Origin of the sequence: Variovorax soli NBRC 106424, from assembly GCF_001591385.1 — a bacterium.
Classification (GTDB): Bacteria; Pseudomonadota; Gammaproteobacteria; order Burkholderiales; family Burkholderiaceae_C; genus Variovorax; species Variovorax soli.
In genome coordinates, this window is the sequence record NZ_BCUU01000053.1 from 19,478 (window position 1) to 36,706 (window position 17,229).

18 protein-coding genes are annotated in these 17,229 nt (G+C 67.5%); 9 read left to right on the plus strand and 9 right to left on the minus strand.

What is annotated here, in order from left to right:
• The first annotated feature begins 53 nt into the window (after positions 1 to 53).
• The 3 genes from aspT (VSO01S_RS16045) (at position 54) to VSO01S_RS16055 (ending at position 5,275) form a co-directional block, all read left to right on the plus strand.
• Positions 54 to 1,775 (plus strand): aspartate-alanine antiporter, encoded by a 1,722-nt coding sequence (gene aspT / locus VSO01S_RS16045; protein ID WP_068643814.1) that lies wholly within the window; start codon positions 54 to 56, stop codon positions 1,773 to 1,775.
• Positions 1,776 to 1,808: 33 nt separating this feature from the next.
• The gene (aspT, locus tag VSO01S_RS16050; protein ID WP_068643815.1) at positions 1,809 to 3,497 is read left to right on the plus strand and encodes an aspartate-alanine antiporter; all 1,689 of its coding nucleotides are present in this window, start codon (positions 1,809 to 1,811) and stop codon (positions 3,495 to 3,497) included.
• A gap of 86 nt (positions 3,498 to 3,583) precedes the next feature.
• Positions 3,584 to 5,275 (plus strand): bifunctional aspartate transaminase/aspartate 4-decarboxylase, encoded by a 1,692-nt coding sequence (locus VSO01S_RS16055; protein WP_068643816.1) that lies wholly within the window; start codon positions 3,584 to 3,586, stop codon positions 5,273 to 5,275.
• A 13-nt stretch (positions 5,276 to 5,288) separates the two neighbouring features.
• Here VSO01S_RS16055 and VSO01S_RS16060 read toward each other — a convergent pair whose 3' ends face one another.
• Entirely contained in the window at positions 5,289 to 6,152 is an 864-nt protein-coding gene (locus VSO01S_RS16060) for a DUF2242 domain-containing protein (protein WP_084241910.1), read from the minus strand.
• Between the two features lie 106 nt (positions 6,153 to 6,258).
• Positions 6,259 to 6,846 (minus strand): DUF2242 domain-containing protein, encoded by a 588-nt coding sequence (locus VSO01S_RS16065; protein WP_245684222.1) that lies wholly within the window; start codon positions 6,844 to 6,846, stop codon positions 6,259 to 6,261.
• A gap of 250 nt (positions 6,847 to 7,096) precedes the next feature.
• On the opposite strand from VSO01S_RS16065, the gene VSO01S_RS16070 reads away from it, so the two are divergent.
• Complete coding sequence (locus VSO01S_RS16070; protein ID WP_068643818.1) at positions 7,097 to 7,570, plus strand: Lrp/AsnC ligand binding domain-containing protein; 474 nt, start codon at positions 7,097 to 7,099, stop codon at positions 7,568 to 7,570.
• A gap of 17 nt (positions 7,571 to 7,587) precedes the next feature.
• Here the strand turns inward: VSO01S_RS16070 and VSO01S_RS16075 are convergent, their stop codons facing one another.
• From VSO01S_RS16075 to VSO01S_RS16090, 4 genes are all read right to left on the minus strand, one after another.
• Complete coding sequence (locus VSO01S_RS16075; protein ID WP_068643819.1) at positions 7,588 to 8,037, minus strand: SRPBCC family protein; 450 nt, start codon at positions 8,035 to 8,037, stop codon at positions 7,588 to 7,590.
• Positions 8,038 to 8,068: 31 nt separating this feature from the next.
• Positions 8,069 to 9,232, minus strand: coding sequence for an AI-2E family transporter (locus VSO01S_RS16080; protein ID WP_068643820.1), 1,164 nt, complete (start codon positions 9,230 to 9,232; stop codon positions 8,069 to 8,071).
• Between the two features lie 28 nt (positions 9,233 to 9,260).
• Positions 9,261 to 9,440, minus strand: a complete 180-nt coding sequence (locus VSO01S_RS16085) for a hypothetical protein (RefSeq protein WP_153305281.1) — start codon at positions 9,438 to 9,440, stop codon at positions 9,261 to 9,263.
• Between the two features lie 162 nt (positions 9,441 to 9,602).
• Positions 9,603 to 10,298, minus strand: coding sequence for a YggS family pyridoxal phosphate-dependent enzyme (locus tag VSO01S_RS16090; RefSeq protein WP_068643822.1), 696 nt, complete (start codon positions 10,296 to 10,298; stop codon positions 9,603 to 9,605).
• Between the two features lie 75 nt (positions 10,299 to 10,373).
• On the opposite strand from VSO01S_RS16090, the gene VSO01S_RS16095 reads away from it, so the two are divergent.
• From VSO01S_RS16095 to VSO01S_RS16105, 3 genes are all read left to right on the plus strand, one after another.
• A complete protein-coding gene (locus VSO01S_RS16095) occupies positions 10,374 to 11,417 on the plus strand; it encodes a type IV pilus twitching motility protein PilT (protein WP_068643823.1) in 1,044 nt (347 codons plus the stop codon).
• 18 nt (positions 11,418 to 11,435) lie between these two features.
• On the plus strand, positions 11,436 to 12,572 hold the full coding sequence (locus tag VSO01S_RS16100; RefSeq protein WP_068643824.1) for a PilT/PilU family type 4a pilus ATPase: 1,137 nt from the start codon (positions 11,436 to 11,438) through the stop codon (positions 12,570 to 12,572).
• Between the two features lie 164 nt (positions 12,573 to 12,736).
• Complete coding sequence (locus VSO01S_RS16105; RefSeq protein WP_068643825.1) at positions 12,737 to 13,654, plus strand: NAD(P)-dependent oxidoreductase; 918 nt, start codon at positions 12,737 to 12,739, stop codon at positions 13,652 to 13,654.
• A 24-nt stretch (positions 13,655 to 13,678) separates the two neighbouring features.
• Here the strand turns inward: VSO01S_RS16105 and VSO01S_RS16110 are convergent, their stop codons facing one another.
• Positions 13,679 to 14,464, minus strand: a complete 786-nt coding sequence (locus VSO01S_RS16110) for a BON domain-containing protein (protein ID WP_068643826.1) — start codon at positions 14,462 to 14,464, stop codon at positions 13,679 to 13,681.
• Positions 14,465 to 14,680: 216 nt separating this feature from the next.
• On the opposite strand from VSO01S_RS16110, the gene VSO01S_RS16115 reads away from it, so the two are divergent.
• Positions 14,681 to 15,604 (plus strand): hypothetical protein, encoded by a 924-nt coding sequence (locus VSO01S_RS16115; RefSeq protein WP_153305282.1) that lies wholly within the window; start codon positions 14,681 to 14,683, stop codon positions 15,602 to 15,604.
• A 13-nt stretch (positions 15,605 to 15,617) separates the two neighbouring features.
• Here VSO01S_RS16115 and VSO01S_RS16120 read toward each other — a convergent pair whose 3' ends face one another.
• Together VSO01S_RS16120 and VSO01S_RS16125 are read right to left on the minus strand one after the other, a co-directional pair.
• Complete coding sequence (locus VSO01S_RS16120; protein WP_068643828.1) at positions 15,618 to 16,208, minus strand: SIS domain-containing protein; 591 nt, start codon at positions 16,206 to 16,208, stop codon at positions 15,618 to 15,620.
• A gap of 28 nt (positions 16,209 to 16,236) precedes the next feature.
• Positions 16,237 to 16,656, minus strand: coding sequence for a YraN family protein (locus VSO01S_RS16125; protein ID WP_084241911.1), 420 nt, complete (start codon positions 16,654 to 16,656; stop codon positions 16,237 to 16,239).
• 7 nt (positions 16,657 to 16,663) lie between these two features.
• On the opposite strand from VSO01S_RS16125, the gene VSO01S_RS16130 reads away from it, so the two are divergent.
• Positions 16,664 to 17,229 (plus strand): SAM-dependent methyltransferase (locus VSO01S_RS16130; RefSeq protein ID WP_245684223.1); only part of this gene is annotated, 566 nt, incomplete at its 3' end.

Genomic DNA, 17,229 nt, shown 5'->3' on the forward strand with positions numbered 1-17,229 from the left:
ACACTGCGCCGCGGTAGTCAACACAAGGGCCCGACGCTGGGCCCCCTAAGAACATGACACTGCTGGGTTGGATCGGGGATGTCTTAAGGGCGCATCCGGAAATCGCCTTGTTCCTCTGCCTCTCCATCGGCTATGCGATCGGCCAGATCAGGTTCGGCCCGATCCAGCTGGGTGGCATCTGCGGCACGCTGATCACGGCGCTGGTGGTCGGCCAGCTGGGCGTCACGCTCGAGGCCGGCGTGAAGAACGTGTTCTTCATGCTCTTCATCTTCGCGCTGGGCTATGCGGGCGGCCCGCAGTTCTTCGCCAACCTCAATGCCAAGGGCCTGCGCATCGGCCTGCTGTGCCTGATCGAGGTGGTGGTGGTGCTGGCGCTGGTGATGGCGGCCACCCATTTCATGCGGCTCGACCCCGGCACCGCCGCCGGCCTCATGGCGGGCGCCGCCACCGAATCCGCCGTGGTGGGCACCGCGACCGATGCGATCTCCAAGCTGGCCCTGGCCCCCGAGCAGATCAAGCAGCTGCAGGCCAACGTGGTCACGGCCTATTCCATCACCTACATCTTCGGCCTCATCACCATCGTGGTGGTCACCAGCCAGATCTTTCCGCTGCTGCTGCGCGTCAACCTGCGCGAAGAGGCCGACAAGCTCTGGAAGGCCATGGGCGGGCGCGAGGAAGACGCGGGCGCCAGCGCCGCGGCACCCGAACTGGTGGGCCGCGTGTACGAGGTGACGGCCGACATCGGCGGCACCGTGGGCCGCCTGCATGCGCGGCTGCAGTCCAGCGGCAGCCTGCAGGGCCTGATGCGCGGCGGCCAGAAGATCGGCTTCGACGCCGACACCCGCCTGCAGCAGGGCGACCGCCTGCTCATCGTCGGCCACCGGCGCGCCGTGGTCGACATGGCCACGGCTGCGGCAGGGCTGGGGCGGGAGTCGGCGGACACGGCCGACTTCGGCCTGGTGCTGCAAAGCGCGGAAGTGGTGCTGCGCAACAAGGCCGCGAACGGCCTCACCCTCAGGCAGCTGTCGCAGGCCCGGCCGGGCAGCACGCCCCTGGTGGGCGGCAGCGTGCTGGTGGCCAGCGTGGAGCGCGGCGGGCGGCTGATGCCGCTGCTGCCCGAGCTGCAACTGCAGATGGGCGACAAGCTCCAGGTGCTCGGCACCGCCGATGAACTGGCGCCGGCCGTCACGGCCCTGGGCGAGCCGGTGCTCAAGTCGATCAAGACCAACATCGCCTTCGCCTCCATCGGCATCGTGCTGGGCGTGTGGATCGGCATGTTCAGCGCCAAGCTGGGTGGCATCGCCCTGTCGCTGGGCACTGGCGGCGGCGCGCTGCTGACCGGCCTCGTGTTCGGCTGGTACCAGGCCAGGCACCCCAGCCGCCTGAGCATCCCGGAGGACGCACTGGGCCTGCTCAAGGACATTGGCCTGGCGACCTTCATTGCCTGCGTCGGCCTGACCTCCGGGCCGCAGGCCATGGGCCTGGTGAAACAGTACGGCATCTCCCTGCCGCTGATGGGCGTGGCCATTGCGGTGCTGCCGGCCGTGTGCTCGCTACTGGTGGGCCACTTCCTGCTGAAGTTCGAGGCGCCGGTCCTGCTGGGCGCCATTGCCGGCCAGCAATGCAGCACGCCCGCGCTCAGCGCCATCCAGAGCGCGGCGGGCAACACCACGCCGCTGCTGGGCTACACGATCACCTACGCCATTTCCAACGTGATCCTTCCGCTGATGGGTCCGGTGGTGGTGGCCATGGCTTCGCTGGTGCAGGTGCACTGATTGTTCAACTCTCACTGACGGAAGGAGCGCGCTATGGAATGGTTGCAGGCGATCTTCAAACGGTCTCCAGAAATCGCGTTGTTCTTGTCGCTTTCGCTGGGCTACCTCATCGGCAAGATCAAGTTCGGCAAGTTCCAGCTGGGCGGCGTGGCCGGCTCGCTGCTGGTGGCGGTGGTGGTCAGCCAGGTGGGCGTGACCATCGACTCTGGCATCAAGGCGGTGCTGTTCGCCCTCTTCATCTACGCGGTGGGCTTCGAGAGCGGTCCGGAGTTCTTCCGCTCGCTGGGCAAGCAGTCCATCAAGGAAATCATCCTGGCGGTGGTGCTGGCCGCCACCGGCCTGCTCACGGTGGTGGTGTGCGCCAAGCTGTTCGGCCTGGACAAGGGGCTGGCGGCCGGCGTGGCGGCCGGCGGCCTCACGCAGTCGGCCATCATCGGCACGGCCGGTGACGCGCTCACCCGCCTGGGCCTGGCGGCCGACGAGGTCAAGCGGCTCCAGGGCAACGTGGCCGTGGGCTACGCAGTGACCTACGTGTTCGGCTCCTTCGGCGCGATCATCATGTGCGTGAACGTGCTGCCGTGGATCATGAAGCGCAGCATCCGCGACGACGCGATCGCCGCGCAGGCCGCCATCCAGTCCGGCGTGCAGGTGATGGGCCCCGGCCAGCAGGCCGCCGCGCCCGAGCTGGTGGGCCGCCTCTTCGAGGTGGGGCCGGCGCAGGGCCGCACGGTGGCCGACATCGAGCAGATCGACAAATCCGTTCCGGTGACCATCGAGCGCGTCAAGCGCGGCGGCAGCTTCGTCGAACTGGCGCCGCAGCTGGTGCTGCAGCAGGGCGACATCGTTCTGGTGGTGGGTCGCCGCGCCGACGTGCTGCAGACGGCCGGCTCGCTGGGCCGCGAGGTCTACGGCATCGACGGCATGGAGCTCACCATGCAGCACCGCGACATCGTGCTGACCAGCAAAGCGCTGGACGGCAAGACGGTCGACGAGATCCGCCGCAGCACCTCCAACGAAGTGCGCCACGGCGTGTACGTGGTGGGCCTGCACCGCGAGGGCAAGGCGCTGGCCATCACGCCCGACCTGGTGGTGCGCGCCGGCGACACCGTCACCGTGTTCGGCGCCGAGAACGACGTGCAGCGCGTGGCGCAGCACGTGGGCCCGGTGCTGGTGCCCAGCATCAAGACCGACTTCGTCTACCTGGGCGCCGGCCTGGTGGCGGGCCTGCTGGTGGGCCTGCTCACGGCCAAGATCGGCGGCATTCCGCTCACGCTGGGCAGCGGCGGCGGCGCGCTGCTGGCGGGCCTCATCTTCGGCTGGTATCGCGCCAAGCGCCAGACCTTCGGCAACCTGCCGCCCGGCGCGGTGCAGATCCTCAAGGACCTGGGCCTGGCCGGCTTCGTGGCCGTGGTGGGCCTGCAGTCGGGCCTGCAGGCGGTGACCACGGTGCGCGACCACGGCCTCACGATCTTCATCGTGGGCGTGATCGTGACGCTGGTGCCGCTGCTCTTGACCATGCTCATCGGCATCTATGTGCTGCGCTACAACAACGCGGCGGTGTTCGCCGGCGCGCTGTCGGGCTCGCGCAGCGCCAACCCCGCCTTCGGCGAGGTGCTGGACAAGGCCGGCAACTCGGTGCCCACGGTGCCCTTCGCCATCACCTACGCGCTGGCCAACGTGCTGCTCACGCTGCTGGGGCCGCTGGTGGTGGCTTTCGCCTGACCCTTTCCCTTCTCTCGCGGCCGGTGCCCTGCGGTGCGGCCGCACCCCTTGCATCAACCGTCACTCGACACAAACAGGAGATGTCCATGGACTTCAGCGATCTCGAGAAACTGGCTTCCTTGAGCCCCTTCGAACTCAAGGACGCACTCATCCAGGTGGCCAAGGAAGGCAACCGCTCGATGCTCAACGCGGGCCGCGGCAACCCCAACTTCCTGGCCACGCTGCCGCGCCACGGCTTCTTCCAGCTGGGCCTGTTCGCCATGACCGAGGCCGAGCGTTCCTACCAGTACATGAAGAACGTCGGCGGCTTCCCGCAGCGCCAGGGCATCGAGGAGCGCTTCGCGATCTTCGTGCACCGCAACAAGGAGGCCGAAGGCGTGCGCTTCCTGGCCTCGGCCGTGTCCTATGTGCGCGACCAGATGGGCCTGTCGGAAGGCGACTTCCTGTATGAGATGTGCGAGGCGATCCTGGCCTGCAACTACCCGGTGCCCGACCGGTTCCTGCGCCTGTCGGAAAAGGTGGTGGGCCAGTACATCCACCGCGAAATGATCGGCACGCACCCCTTCGCCGGCAAGTTCGACATGTACGCGGTGGAAGGCGGCACCGCCGCCATGACGTACCTGTTCAACAGCATGAAGGAGAACCACCTGATCAAGAAGGGCGACGCCATCGCCCTGGGCATGCCGATCTTCACGCCCTACATCGAGATCCCCCACCTGAACGACTACCAGCTGGTCGAGGTGGAGATCGATGCGCCGGCCGAGAACAACTGGCAGTTCACCAAGAAGGAACTCGACAAGCTGCTCGACCCGAAGATCAAGGCCTTCTTCCTGTGCAACCCGAGCAACCCGCCGTCGGTGAAGATCTCCGACGAGATGCTGGCGTACATCGCGGGCATCGTGAAGAAGCGCCCCGACCTGATCATCCTCACCGACGACGTGTACGGCACCTTCGCCGACAACTTCGTGTCGCTGTTCGCCATGTGCCCGTACAACACCATCCTGGTGTATTCGTACTCCAAGTACTTCGGCGCCACCGGCTGGCGCATGGGCGTGGTGGCCACGCACGAGCGCAACGTGCTGGACGACAAGATCGCCGCCCTGCCCGAGCCGCTGAAGAAGGAGCTGGACGAGCGCTACAGCTCCATCACCACCACGCCGCGCGAGCTGAAGTTCATCGACCGCCTGGTGGCCGACAGCCGCACGGTGGCGCTGAACCACACGGCGGGCCTGTCCACGCCGGTGCAGGTGCAGATGGTGCTGTTCTCGCTGTTCTGCCTGATGGACGAACGCGACAACTACAAGAACGCCATGAAGCAGATCGTGCGCCGGCGCAAGCAGGCGCTGTACCGCGAGCTGGGGCTGCCGCTGCCGCACGACCCGAACTCGGTGGACTACTACCACCTGCTGGACGGCGAGAAGATCATTGCGCAGCTGTACGGCCCCGACGTGGCCAAGTGGGCGGTGAAGAAGCTGCGGCCCAACGAGGCGCTGTTCCGCATCGCCCAGCAAAGCGGCGTGGTGCTGCTGCCGGGCAAGGGCTTCGGCACGCCGCATCCGTCGGGGCGCGTGTCGCTGGCCAACCTCAACGAGTACGACTACGCCAACATCGGCAAGGCGCTGCGCGACATGGCGGCCGACTTCTACGAGCAGTACCAGAAGGAAACCGGCCGCAAGGGGGCCGGCGTGGGCATCGAGACGGCGGCGGCTGCCGGCGCGGGCAAGAAGGCCCAGGTGGCCAAGACCGCCAAGCCGGTCGCCAAGAAGGGCAAGAAGTAAGGGGAGGAAGAGCTCAGTTGCGTGCGGCCTGGGCCTCGGTGAGCGAGGCATCGGCCGCGCTGCCGGCCTTGCCCGGCATGCTGGCCGGCTCGCCCAGCGGCTGCACCGGCACCGGCGGCGCCCGCATCTGGACCTGCGCCGGCTGTGAGACCGGCGGCTTCGCCGGCTGGGGCTCGGCCTGGGCCTGGGCTTGCGCTGGCTCCGCAGGCGGCAAGGGCGCCAGCGTTTCAGCCAGCGGCTGCGCCACCACCGTGGACGAGGTCACCGGCGCGGCCACCGGCGGCTCGGGCTCGGCCACGTCCACCACGATGTAGCGCTGCACGATGCCGAAGAAGCGGTCGTAGAAGTTCTCGTCGGTCACCGTCTGGCTGGCCACCTTCACCAGCGAATCGTCGCTGGAGGAATAAGGCAGCGAGACGGAGCCGATCACGCCCACGCCCACGCTGGCCGAGTTGTTCACCTTCTTGAGGCTGTAGCGGTCCTGCAGGGCGCTCACGAACACCAGGGTGCGCGGCCGCGTGCCTCCCACCGCCTTGCGTTTGCCGCCAGTCTCGCTGGCGCAGACCACCCGGAAGTCCAGTTCCACGTGCACCTCGGACGCCGGCTGGAAGGCCTTCTTCCCGGTGACGAGTTCGCTGTTGGCGGCCGTGACCAGATAGCCCTGGCTGAGCAGGGCGCGGCGCGCGGCCTCGCAGGTCTGCGCCTCGGAGGCATCGAAGACGCGGGTGTGGGTGTCAGTGGAACTGAAGCCCTCGGGGTCGTAGGAAACGCGCTGGGGCGTGCTGCCGCAGCCGGCCAGGGCCAGCGCGGCAAGGCCGGCGGCCACCAGGACGGCCGGACGGAAAAAACGGGAAAAGATTGAGCGACGCAAGGTCATGGCAGGCCGAAATGCTACCCGGCCAGCGGCCGGCAGGCCCTTTTGAGCCGCAAACCGGCGCCGCGTTCCCTGCAGTTTCAGGGCCGCTGCCGGCTGCGCGCGCAGTTCAGTCCGCCTTCTTTTCGCCCGCCTCTGCAGCCGATGGCGTGGCCGAGGGCTCGGGTTCGGGCCCCTGCGCGGCCAGGTAGCGCTCGACCAGGGCATAGAAGCGCTCATAGAAGCGCTCGTCGGTCACCGTCTGACTGGCCACCTTGACCATCGAATCCTCGCTGGACGAATAGGGCAGCGAGATCGAGCCCAGCACACCCACCCCCACCCCGGCCGAGTTCGAGACCTTCTTGAGCGCGTAGCGGTCCTGCAGCGCGGTGACGAACGCGGTGGTGCTGGATGCCTTGGCGCCGGCGGCCTGAGCGTCCTTGGCGCAGACCACGCGCAGCGTGACTTCCATGTGCACGTCGTTCTCGGGCTGGAAGCTCTTGACGCCGCTGACCTCCTGCGCCGTGGCGTCCTTCACCTGGTAGCCCTGGCTGAGCAGCGCGCGCCGGGCGGCCTCGCAGGTCTTTCCTTCGCTGGCGGGGTAGTTGCGCGCGTGCGTGTCGGTCGATGCGAAGGACTCGGTCTCGTAGCTGGCGAGTTTCCTTTGCTTGCCGCTGCCGCAGCCGGCGAGCGCAAGGCCCAGGGCAAGCCCCAGCACGCAAGGCACCATGAGGGCGCGGTGCAACGGGGGACGGGTAGCGCAATCGGTCGGCATGAGTCTTGGTTCGGAAAAGAGGGAAAGGGAGCCATTCGAGGCCCCAAGCATTGGAGCGGCAAGCCAGCAGCCCTCCGTGTCGGCGGACGGCCTTCCCGTCTGTCGGAGGGCGCCTGGGCAGCGTCGGCAGGCGTGCCGGCGATGATCGAACTATCGACCAGATAAGACCCTGAAAATAGATAATTCTTCTGCCATGAGCGATTTTCTATCCAATCTGGACCGTATCGATCTTCGAATCCTGAAGATCCTTCAGGAAGACGGGCGCCTGTCCAACCTCAAGCTGGCCGAAGCGGTGGCGCTGTCGCCCACCGCCGTGCTGGCGCGGGTGCAGCGCCTCACCCGCGAAGGCTTCATCCAGGGCTACGAGGCGCGCCTGGACCCGCACAAGCTGGGCCGCGGCTTCACCGTGTTCGTGGAGGTGCTGCTGGACCGCACCACGCCCAATGTGTTCGAGCAGTTCAAGGCCGCGGTGCAGGTGCGCGACGAGATCATGGAATGCCACATGGTGGCCGGCGGCTTCGACTACCTGATCAAGACGCGCATGGCCGACATGGCCGCGTACCGCGAGTTCGCCGGCACCGTGCTGTGGCAGCTGCCGGGGGTGCGCGAGACGCGGACCTATGCGGTGATGGAAGAAGTGAAGAGCAGCGCCAGGCTGCCACTCTGACGCCTCATCGGCGCCGATTACTCGGCCGGGATCTCGGGGTTGACCAGCTGCGCCAGCAGGGTCAGCGACTCCTGCCAGCCCAGGTAGCAGGCTTCCAGCGGAATCGCCGCGGGAATGTTCTCCTGCACCACATGCATCTCGGTGCCCACCAGCACCTTCTTGAAGGTGACCGTCACCTTCATCGTGCCGGGCAGGTTGGGGTCGTCGAACACGTCGGTGTGCACGATCCGCTCACCGGGCACCAGTTCCAGGTACTCGCCGCCGAAGGAGTGGCTCTGGCCGTTGCTGAAGTTGGTGAAGCTCATCCTGTAACGCCCGCCCACCTTGGCATCCATCTCGTGCACGCGGCCGGTGAAGCCGTGCGGCGGCAGCCACTTGGCCATGGCGTCGGGGTCGATGAACGCGCGGTAGACCCGATCGGGCGGCGCGGTGAACACGCGGTGCAGGCGAATGGTGTGGTCTGCCATGGAATCTCCTTCTTGTTCGGGGTTGAAGAACTCAATGCGGCGGCGGCGGATCCTGCGGCGAGCCGTCGGCCGATTGTCCATGGGCCGTTCGCTCGCGCCAGATGTCCAGGGTGGCCAGCGCCACCGCCAGGACCATCGGCCCCAGTATCAACCCGACGGTGCCGAACAGCAGCAAGCCGCCGAGGATGGCAATGAAAACCAGCAGCGTGTGCAGGCGCAGGCGGCTGCCCACGAAGAGGGGGTAGAGCAGGTTGTCGATCAGGGCGATCACCACCGAGCCCCAGAGCGCGAGGATGAGCGCCTTGTCCCAATCGCCCTCCATGGCCAGGAAGACGGCCGCCGGCACCCAGACGACGGCCGCGCCCAGCAGCGGCAGGATCGACAGCAGGAACATCACGACGCCCCAGAGCAGCGGCGCCGGCAGGTCCAGCCACCAGAACATGATCCCGCCCAACAGGCCCTGGACGGCCGCCACCAGCAGCGTGCCGAGCACGCTCGCGCGAACCACCTCGGACACGCGGCGAAACAGCCGGTCTGTCTCGGCGCGCGACAGCGGCAGCAGCGAACGCGCGAAGGCCAGCGCCTGCTCACGATCGCGCAGCAGGTAGAACAGCGCGAAGAAGGCCACGAGCAGTTCCACGCCCGCCCACACCGACCCGGCCGCCAGGCGCGAGAGGCGCGGCGCGATCTGCTTGGCCAGCTCGTCGGTCGACGGCACGTGCTGGGCCACCACATCGGCCATCGGCGCCAGCGATTTGCTCCCCTTCAACACCTTGTGCACCCGCTCCTTCACAGACGTGGACTGCATGCTCTCCCAGCCTTCGCCCGCCTTGCCGGCCACGATGGGCGACAGGGCGACCACCGGCGCGGCAATGAAGAAGATCAGCACGGCCGTCGCCAGTCCGGCGCTGGCTGCCGGGTGGTGCAGATGGCGCAGCAGCCAGCGATGCAGGCCCGTGCCGAGAATGGCCAGCGCCAGCGCCCAGGCCAGCGCCGGAACAAAGGGCTGCGCGATCCGCCAGCACAGATAGAACACGAGCAGCGTGGCCGCCATGAGCGACAGCGCCGAGGTGCGGCGGCGCGTGAGCCAGCCGCGCGCAGGGGGATGGGAGGAAGACGCCGGCCTGTCGCTCTGCTTCGCTTGAATGGCGTCGCCCGGCCGGCGCTCGACATCGGAACCGGTGGCGCGCGTCATGGCCTGCCTGCGGACTGCCGTCCGCCCGTCATTTCAACGTGGCGAGGCGATGCGGCGCAGTGCCCCGTGCCGACGGCAACCAATGCGCCTGGGCACGATGGGCCCACAGGGAGGAGGATGCAGGCGGCACCTGGCTCTTGATGCGCTGGTTGGGCGGCGGGTCCTTGTAGGGCGGCTCGGGCTTGTTGCCCACATCGCAGCCGGCCATGAAAGCGATGCAGGCCGCCACTCCCAACGCCCTCGCCAACGAGGCGTACCCGTCAACACGAACGAAGAATGAGCAAACGCGGGCCTGCATGCCAGCCAGTGTTGATGGCTGCGAAGAAGAAAGCGACTGCAAGGCGGCGCAGGCGCGTGTCGGACAAAGCCGTCAAAGATAAGTGCGGCCGCCGAAAATCGCCGTGCCGATTCGCACCATGGTGCTGCCCGCCGCCACCGCCGCCTCCAGGTCGGCGCTCATGCCCAGGGAAAGCACGTCCAGCGGCAGGCCGGCCGCCTTCATCTCGTCGAACAGCGCGGTGGCCCGCAGGAACAATTCGCGCTGCGCTTCGAAGCCTTCCGCCGGCTCGGGGATGGCCATGAGTCCGCGCAGCTTGACGTTGGGAAGTTCGGCCACCTGCCGCGCCAGCGCCAGCGCCTCGGCCGGCGCCACGCCCGACTTGTTCTGGCCCGCATCCACGTTCACCTGCAGGCACAGCTGCAGCGGCGCCATGCCGGCCGGCCGCTGCTCCGACAGGCGCTGCGCGATCTTGAGCCGGTCGATGCTGTGCACCCAGTCGAAGTGCTCGGCCACCACGCGCGTCTTGTTGCTCTGCAGCGGGCCGATGCAATGCCACTCGATCTGGCCGCGAAGGTCGGCCATGGCCTGGATCTTGGCCACGCCCTCCTGCACATAGTTTTCGCCAAAGGCCGTCTGGCCGGCCGCGTGGGCTTCGCGCAACGCGGCTTCGGGAAAGGTCTTGGAAACTGCCAGCAGGCGCACACTCGCAGCATCCCTGCCACACGCGGCGCAGGCCTTCTCGATTCGCGTGCGGACTTGCTGGAGCTTGTCGCCAATCGTCGTCATAATCTTTCGAATTCGTATCAAAACGTCACTAAGACTTTAGCCTGACGTCAAACGCCCAACTGGTCGAGGGTCCTCGTGGACATTACCCAACTGCTTGCTTTCAGCGTCAAGAACAAGGCATCGGACCTTCACCTGTCGGCCGGCCTGCCGCCCATGATCCGCGTGCACGGCGATGTGCGGCGCATCAACGTCGACCCGCTGGACCACAAGGCGGTGCACGCGATGGTGTACGACATCATGAGCGACACGCACCGCAAGCATTACGAAGAGTTCCTCGAGGTGGACTTCTCGTTCGAGATCGACGGGCTGGCGCGCTTCCGTGTGAATGCCTTCAACCAGGCGCGCGGCGCGGCGGCGGTGTTCCGGACCATTCCGTCCAAGATCCTCACGCTGGAGCAGCTCAACGCGCCCAAGATTTTCGGCGACCTCGCACTCAAGCCGCGCGGCCTGGTGCTGGTGACCGGCCCCACGGGCTCGGGCAAGTCGACCACGCTGGCGGCGATGATCAACTACCTGAACGAGACCGAGTACGGCCACATCCTCACGGTGGAAGACCCGATCGAGTTCGTGCACGAATCCAAGAAGTGCCTGATCAACCAGCGCGAGGTGGGGCCGATGACCCTGTCCTTCCAGAATGCGCTGCGCTCTGCCCTGCGCGAAGACCCGGATGCGATCCTGGTGGGCGAGTTGCGCGACCTGGAAACCATCCGCCTGGCCATGACGGCCGCGGAAACAGGCCACCTGGTGTTCGGCACGCTGCACACGTCTTCCGCGGCCAAGACCATCGACCGGATCATCGACGTCTTTCCCGGGGAGGAAAAGGAAATGATCCGCGCCATGCTGTCGGAGTCGCTGCAGGCCGTCATTTCGCAGACGCTGTGCAAGACCAAGGACGGCCAGGGCCGCGTGGCGGCGCACGAGATCATGCTGGGCACGCCGGCCATCCGCAACCTCATCCGCGAGGCCAAGGTGGCGCAGATGTACTCGTCCATCCAGACCGGCAGCGGCCAGGGCATGCAGACGCTGGACCAGTGCCTGACGGACCTGGTGCGCCGCAATGTCATTTCGGCGTCCGAAGCCCGGTCCAAGGCAAAGATCCCGGAAAATTTCCCGGGCTAACCGTTCAAGGAGCGCGCTATGGAACGCGATCAGGCCAGCCAGTTCATCAACGACCTGCTCAAGCTGATGGTCAGCCGCAATGGCAGCGACCTGTTCATCACGGCGGACTTCCCGCCCGCCATCAAGGTGGACGGCAAGGTCACCAAGGTGTCGCAGCAGCCGCTGGGCGCGCAGCACACGCTGGCGCTCACGCGCTCGGTGATGAACGACCGGCAGATGGCGGAGTTCGAGCGCACCAAGGAGTGCAACTTCGCCATCTCGCCCACCGGCATCGGACGCTTTCGCGTGAACGCGTTCGTGCAGCAGGGCAAGGTGGGCATGGTGATGCGGACCATTCCGGCCAAGCTGCCGACCATCGACAACCTGGGCATGCCGCAGGTGCTGAAGGACGTGTCGATGACCAAGCGCGGCCTGTGCATCCTGGTGGGCGCCACCGGCTCGGGCAAGTCGACCACGCTGGCGGCCATGATCGACTGGCGCAACGAGAACTCCTACGGCCACATCGTGACGGTGGAAGACCCGGTGGAATTCGTGCATCCGCACAAGAACTGCGTGGTGACGCAGCGCGAGGTGGGCATCGACACCGACAGCTGGGAAGCGGCGCTGAAGAACACGCTGCGCCAGGCGCCCGACGTGATCCTGATGGGCGAAATCCGCGACCGCGAGACCATGGAGCACGCGGTGGCCTTTGCCGAGACCGGCCACCTGTGCATGGCCACGCTGCACGCCAACAGCGCCAACCAGGCGCTGGACCGGATCATCAACTTCTTCCCCGAAGAGCGCCGCGCGCAGCTGCTGATGGACCTGGCGCTGAACCTGCGCTCGCTGGTGTCGCAGCGCCTGATTCCCACCGAGGACGGGCGCGGCCGCGTGGCGGCCGTGGAGATTCTCCTGAACACCCCGCTCATCTCCGACCTGATCTTCAAGGGCGAAGTGGGCGAGATCAAGGAGATCATGAAGAAGAGCCGCAACCTGGGCATGCAGACCTTCGATCAGGCGCTGTACGACCTGTTCGAGAACCACGCCATCTCTTTCGAAGACGCGATCCGCAACGCGGACTCGGCCAACGACCTGCGGCTGCAGATCAAGCTCAACAGCCAGCGGGCGCGCTCGACGGACCTGGCGGCTGGGACCGAAAACTTCGCCATTATTTGAGCCTCCCGGCTTCTCACTTCGCTTCGCTCCGTGTAGTTCGCCACCTCCCGAGGAGGGGACCCCACCTGGGGCCCGGCAAAGCCGGTTCCCCGGTGCGTTGCTGGGTTGATTCGGCTCGCTTCGCTTTGCCGCGGCCGGCGGACGCCTCGCGATAAGCTCGGGTGATGAGCACGATTCAAACCAAAACCTATTCCCCGACGCCTTCGCGCCAGGTGGCTTTTCTTGGCCTGGGCGTGATGGGGTATCCGATGGCGGGGCACCTGGCTCGCGCGGGCCATGGCGTGGCCGTCTACAACCGCACGGCGAGCAAGGCGGCGGCCTGGTGCGCGGAGCTGGCCGATGCGGCGGTGAAGCCGCGTGCGGGCGCCACGCCGCGCGAGGCGGCTGCCGGCGCGGACATCGTCTTTTCGTGCGTGGGCAACGACAACGACCTGCGCTCGGTGGTGCTGGGCGATGACGGTGCCTTCGCCGGCATGAAGCCCGGCGCGATCTTCGTGGACCACACCACCGCCTCGGCCGACGTGGCGCGCGAGCTGTCGGCCGCGGCGCGCGAGCGCGGCCTGCATTTCGTCGATGCGCCGGTGTCGGGCGGCGAAGCCGGTGCGCAGAACGGCGTGCTGACGGTGATGTGCGGCGGCGACGCGGCCGCCTTCGATGCCATGAAGCCGGTGGCCGAAGCCTATTCGCGCGCGGTCACGCTGCTGGGCGACAGCGGTGCGGGGCAGCTGGCGAAGATGGTCAACCAGATCGCCGTGGCGGGCGTCGTGCAGGGCCTGGCCGAAGCCATCGCCTTCGGCCAGCGCGCCGGCCTGGACATGCAGGCCGTGCTCGGCGTCATCGGCAAGGGCGCGGCCCAGAGCTGGCAGATGGACAACCGCGGCAAGACCATGATCGAAGACAAGTTCGACTTCGGCTTTGCGGTGGACTGGATGCGCAAGGACCTGGGCCTGGTGCTGGACGAGGCGCGCCGCAACGGCGCGCGCCTGCCCGTCACGGCGCTGATCGACCAGTTCTATGCCGACGTGCAGAAGGCCGGCGGGCAGCGCTGGGACACGTCCAGCCTGATCACGCGCCTGCGCTGACGCGCAAGCCACAAACCGTCGAAATCAGCGCACCGGCGAGGTGTAGGCACCGCCATCGGCAGGCGGTGCGGAACCCGGTGCCGCGGGCGCGCTGCTGCCGGCCGGCGGCAGCGGCTCCATCGGCGGCAGCGGCACCCTGGAAGAAGAAGACGATGCCGGCGACGAGGACGACGACGGCGTGGCGGTGCCGCCGGAGGTGGCCGCCTTGATGTATTCGGGGGACACCACCTCCACCAGCCGCACCACCTTGCGCACGCCGTCCACGCCGCGGGTGATCTCGGTGGCGCGGTCGGCCTCTTGCGCCGTGGCAATGCCCATCAGGTACACGATGCCGCGCTCGGTGGTCACCTTGAAGGTATTGCCGAAGATGTCGTTCTGGTCGAGCAGCGAGGCCTTGACCTTGCTCGTGATGAAGGTGTCGTTGGAGCGGTCGGTGATGTTGCTGCCCTGCCCCACCGCCACTTCGTTGAACACCTTGCGCACGTTGTCCACCTTGGCCACTACGTCTTCGGCGCGCTTGCGGTCGGCCTCCGAGCCCACGGTGCCCACCAGCAGCACCTGGCGGTTGTAGCTGATGACCGTGACGTTCATGTTGTCGTTGGCGATGTCGCGGATGCGGGCGGCGCCACGCACCTCGATGGTGGTGTCGTCCAGCTGAGCGCCCGAACTGCGCCGGTCGGTGGCGACCATGCCGGCCCCCACCGCGCCAGCCCCCACCACCAGGGGCACGCAACCGCCCAGCGCGGTCACGAGGGCCGCGCTCGCGGTGAGTGCGAAGGCAATGCGTTGCAGGGTGGGCGTGCGCGTCATGAATCGGGGTCCTTGCTTGAAGTGCTTCATGAGGAGAGTGCTCTAAAGAGTTTAGCCCACTGGGTTTAGTTCAATCTGACAGCACACCCGCCAGACGCCGCCCAAGGCATCGGCGCACTCGTAAAACGCGGAAATGAGTGTTAAGGTTTGCGGCATGGAGTTCGCAAGCAACGCCTGTGACGTCGACGCGGCATCCCGCAGCCCGGGAGCCGGCGCGTGAGGGCGTTGACCGCGGCGCGCGCCATCGCGGCCCGTGTCGGCTCGCGCCTGGTGACCTCCCCCACCAGCCACGAGCCGCCGCTGGTGCTGCTCTTTTCCAAGGATCGCGCCATCCAGCTGGAGTTGTTCCTGCGCAGCTACGCGCAGCACATGTCCACGCCGCTGCCGCTGACGGTGATGTACCGGGCCTCGAGCGAAGCGCACAAGCAGGCCTATGAAGACGTGTTCGCCGGCTACCGCGCGAGCGAGCTCACCGTCATTGCCGAAACCGCCTTCAAGCCCGACCTGCTGGCCGTGCTCAAGGCATCGAACGCGCGCCACGTGATCTTCTTCGTGGACGACATCGTCTTCATCCATCCGGTGGACACGCGCCTGCTGGAGCAATGGGACCCGCGCGACGGCATCCTGAGCCTGCGCCTGGGGCGCAACATCACGCATTCCTACAACCGCGGCGGCATCGAGCAGCCGCAGCCGGCGTCCTTCGAGAGCGCCACCCTGGGCGAGCAGCCGCTGGCGCGCTGGCGCTGGTCCACCGGCACGCTGGACTGGTCCCTGCCGACCTCGCTCGACGGCCACCTGCTGCCGCTGCCCGACCTCATTCCGGTGATCGAGCAGGCGAACTTCAAGGCGCCCAACTCGCTGGAGGGCGCCATCGGCCAGTACAAGTTCCTCTTCAAGTGGCGCTGGGGCTACTGCTGGGAGCGGGCCCGCATCATGAACCTGCCGCTCAACACGGTGAAGACCGAGGACTACGACTTTCCGCACCAGGGGCTGGACGCGGAGCAACTGCTCGCCGCCTTCCAGCAGGGGATGCGCCTGGATATCTCGGAACTGCCGCTGGCCGAGCACAACAGCTGCCACATGGCCTGGACGCCGGCGCTGCGCCGCCTGCCTGAAGAAGCCCGGCGCGCCGGCACCTGAAGCAGCTCCCTACTCAGGCGTCCTCGCCCAGCAGCTGTGCGTCGATGCCGTCGCACAGGCAATGCAGGGTGAGCAGATGCACCTCGTGCACTCGCGCCGCGCGTTCGTGCGGAACGCAGATCTGCACATCGGTCTCGCGCAAGGCGCGCCCCACCGAGCCGCCGTTGCCGCCCAGCAGCGCCACCACCGTCATCTCGCGCGCATGCGCGGCTTCGGCGGCAGCCAGGATGGCGGCCGAATTGCCGCTGGCGCTCAGCACCAGCAGCACGTCGCCGGCCTGGCCCAGTGCCCGCACCTGCCGTGCGAAGCGGTCGGGGCTGGCGCCGTCGGGTGTGTCGGCCAGCGGATCGGTGCTGTCAAGTTCGAAGGCCACCGCGGCCAGCTCGGGCCGCTCGCGTTCGAAGCGGCCCACGAAGTGCGCCGCAAAGTGCGCGGCCAACAAGCCGGACACGCCAGCGCCGCACGCCAGGACCTTGCCGCCGCTTGTGACGCAGGCCAGCAGCGCCTGCATGGCCAGGTACACGGGCTTGCCCAGCATGGGCCCGGCCTGGTATTTGAGGTCAGCACTGTCGATGAAGTGCTGCTGTATCCGTTGGTCGAGCATGGCACATCATGATAGCGACGCTTCGATGTCAACTCGCGTCGAAGGCCGCGCGCAGCCACTCGATGCGCTCCTCGACCAGCACCACGTCGAAGCGGCAAGGCGGCACGACCCGCAGGCGGCTGATGTAGTGCCGCGCCGCGAAGATGATGCGATGCTGCTTGAGGCCGGTGATGCTCCCGCCCGCGCCGCCGTGCGAACCGCTCGCGCGCTGCCGCACCTCGACGAAGACCAGCGTGCCGTCGCGATCGCGCATGATCAGGTCGATCTCGCCGCCGCCGCGGCCCGGCGTTCGATAATTGCGCGCCACCGGCACGAGGCCTGCCGCGCAAAGGTAGTCGAGGGCCGCGTCTTCGGCCGCATCGCCGCGCTGCTTGGTGCTGATACGCCCTGACAGCCCCCTGCCGCCAACCGGCTTCTTTCCGTGTCCGTTGTTCTGGAGTTCGTCCATCTTGAATCTGCCAGCCACCTCCGCTTCTCTTTTTCGCACCGCGCTGCAGGCTGCGCGCGATGCCGCTGGCTCGCAGGATTATCCGCAGGGCACGCTCTACGTGGTGGCCACGCCCATCGGCAACCTGGCGGATGTCACGCTGCGCGCACTGCATGTGCTGGAACTGGCCGACGCCATCGCCTGCGAGGACACGCGCCACACCCAGTCGATGCTGCGGGCCTACGGCATCGACCGCAAGCCGGGCGGGCAACTGCTCGCGGTACACCAGCACAACGAGGCGGAAGCGGCGCAGGCCGTGATCTCGAGGTTGGCGCAAGGCGAGCGCGTCGCCTACGTGAGCGACGCCGGCACGCCCGGCGTGAGCGACCCCGGCGCGCGGCTGGCGGCAGCGGTTCGCGCAGCGGGCCACCGCGTGCTGCCGCTGCCAGGGGCGAGCAGCGTCACCACGCTGATCAGCGCCGCCGGCCTGGTGGCCGCCGATGCGGACGACTACAGCGCCTTCGTGTTCGCCGGCTTCCTGCCGAGCAAGGCGACCGAGCGCGATGGTGCGGTGGCCCGCCTGGCGGCCGAGCC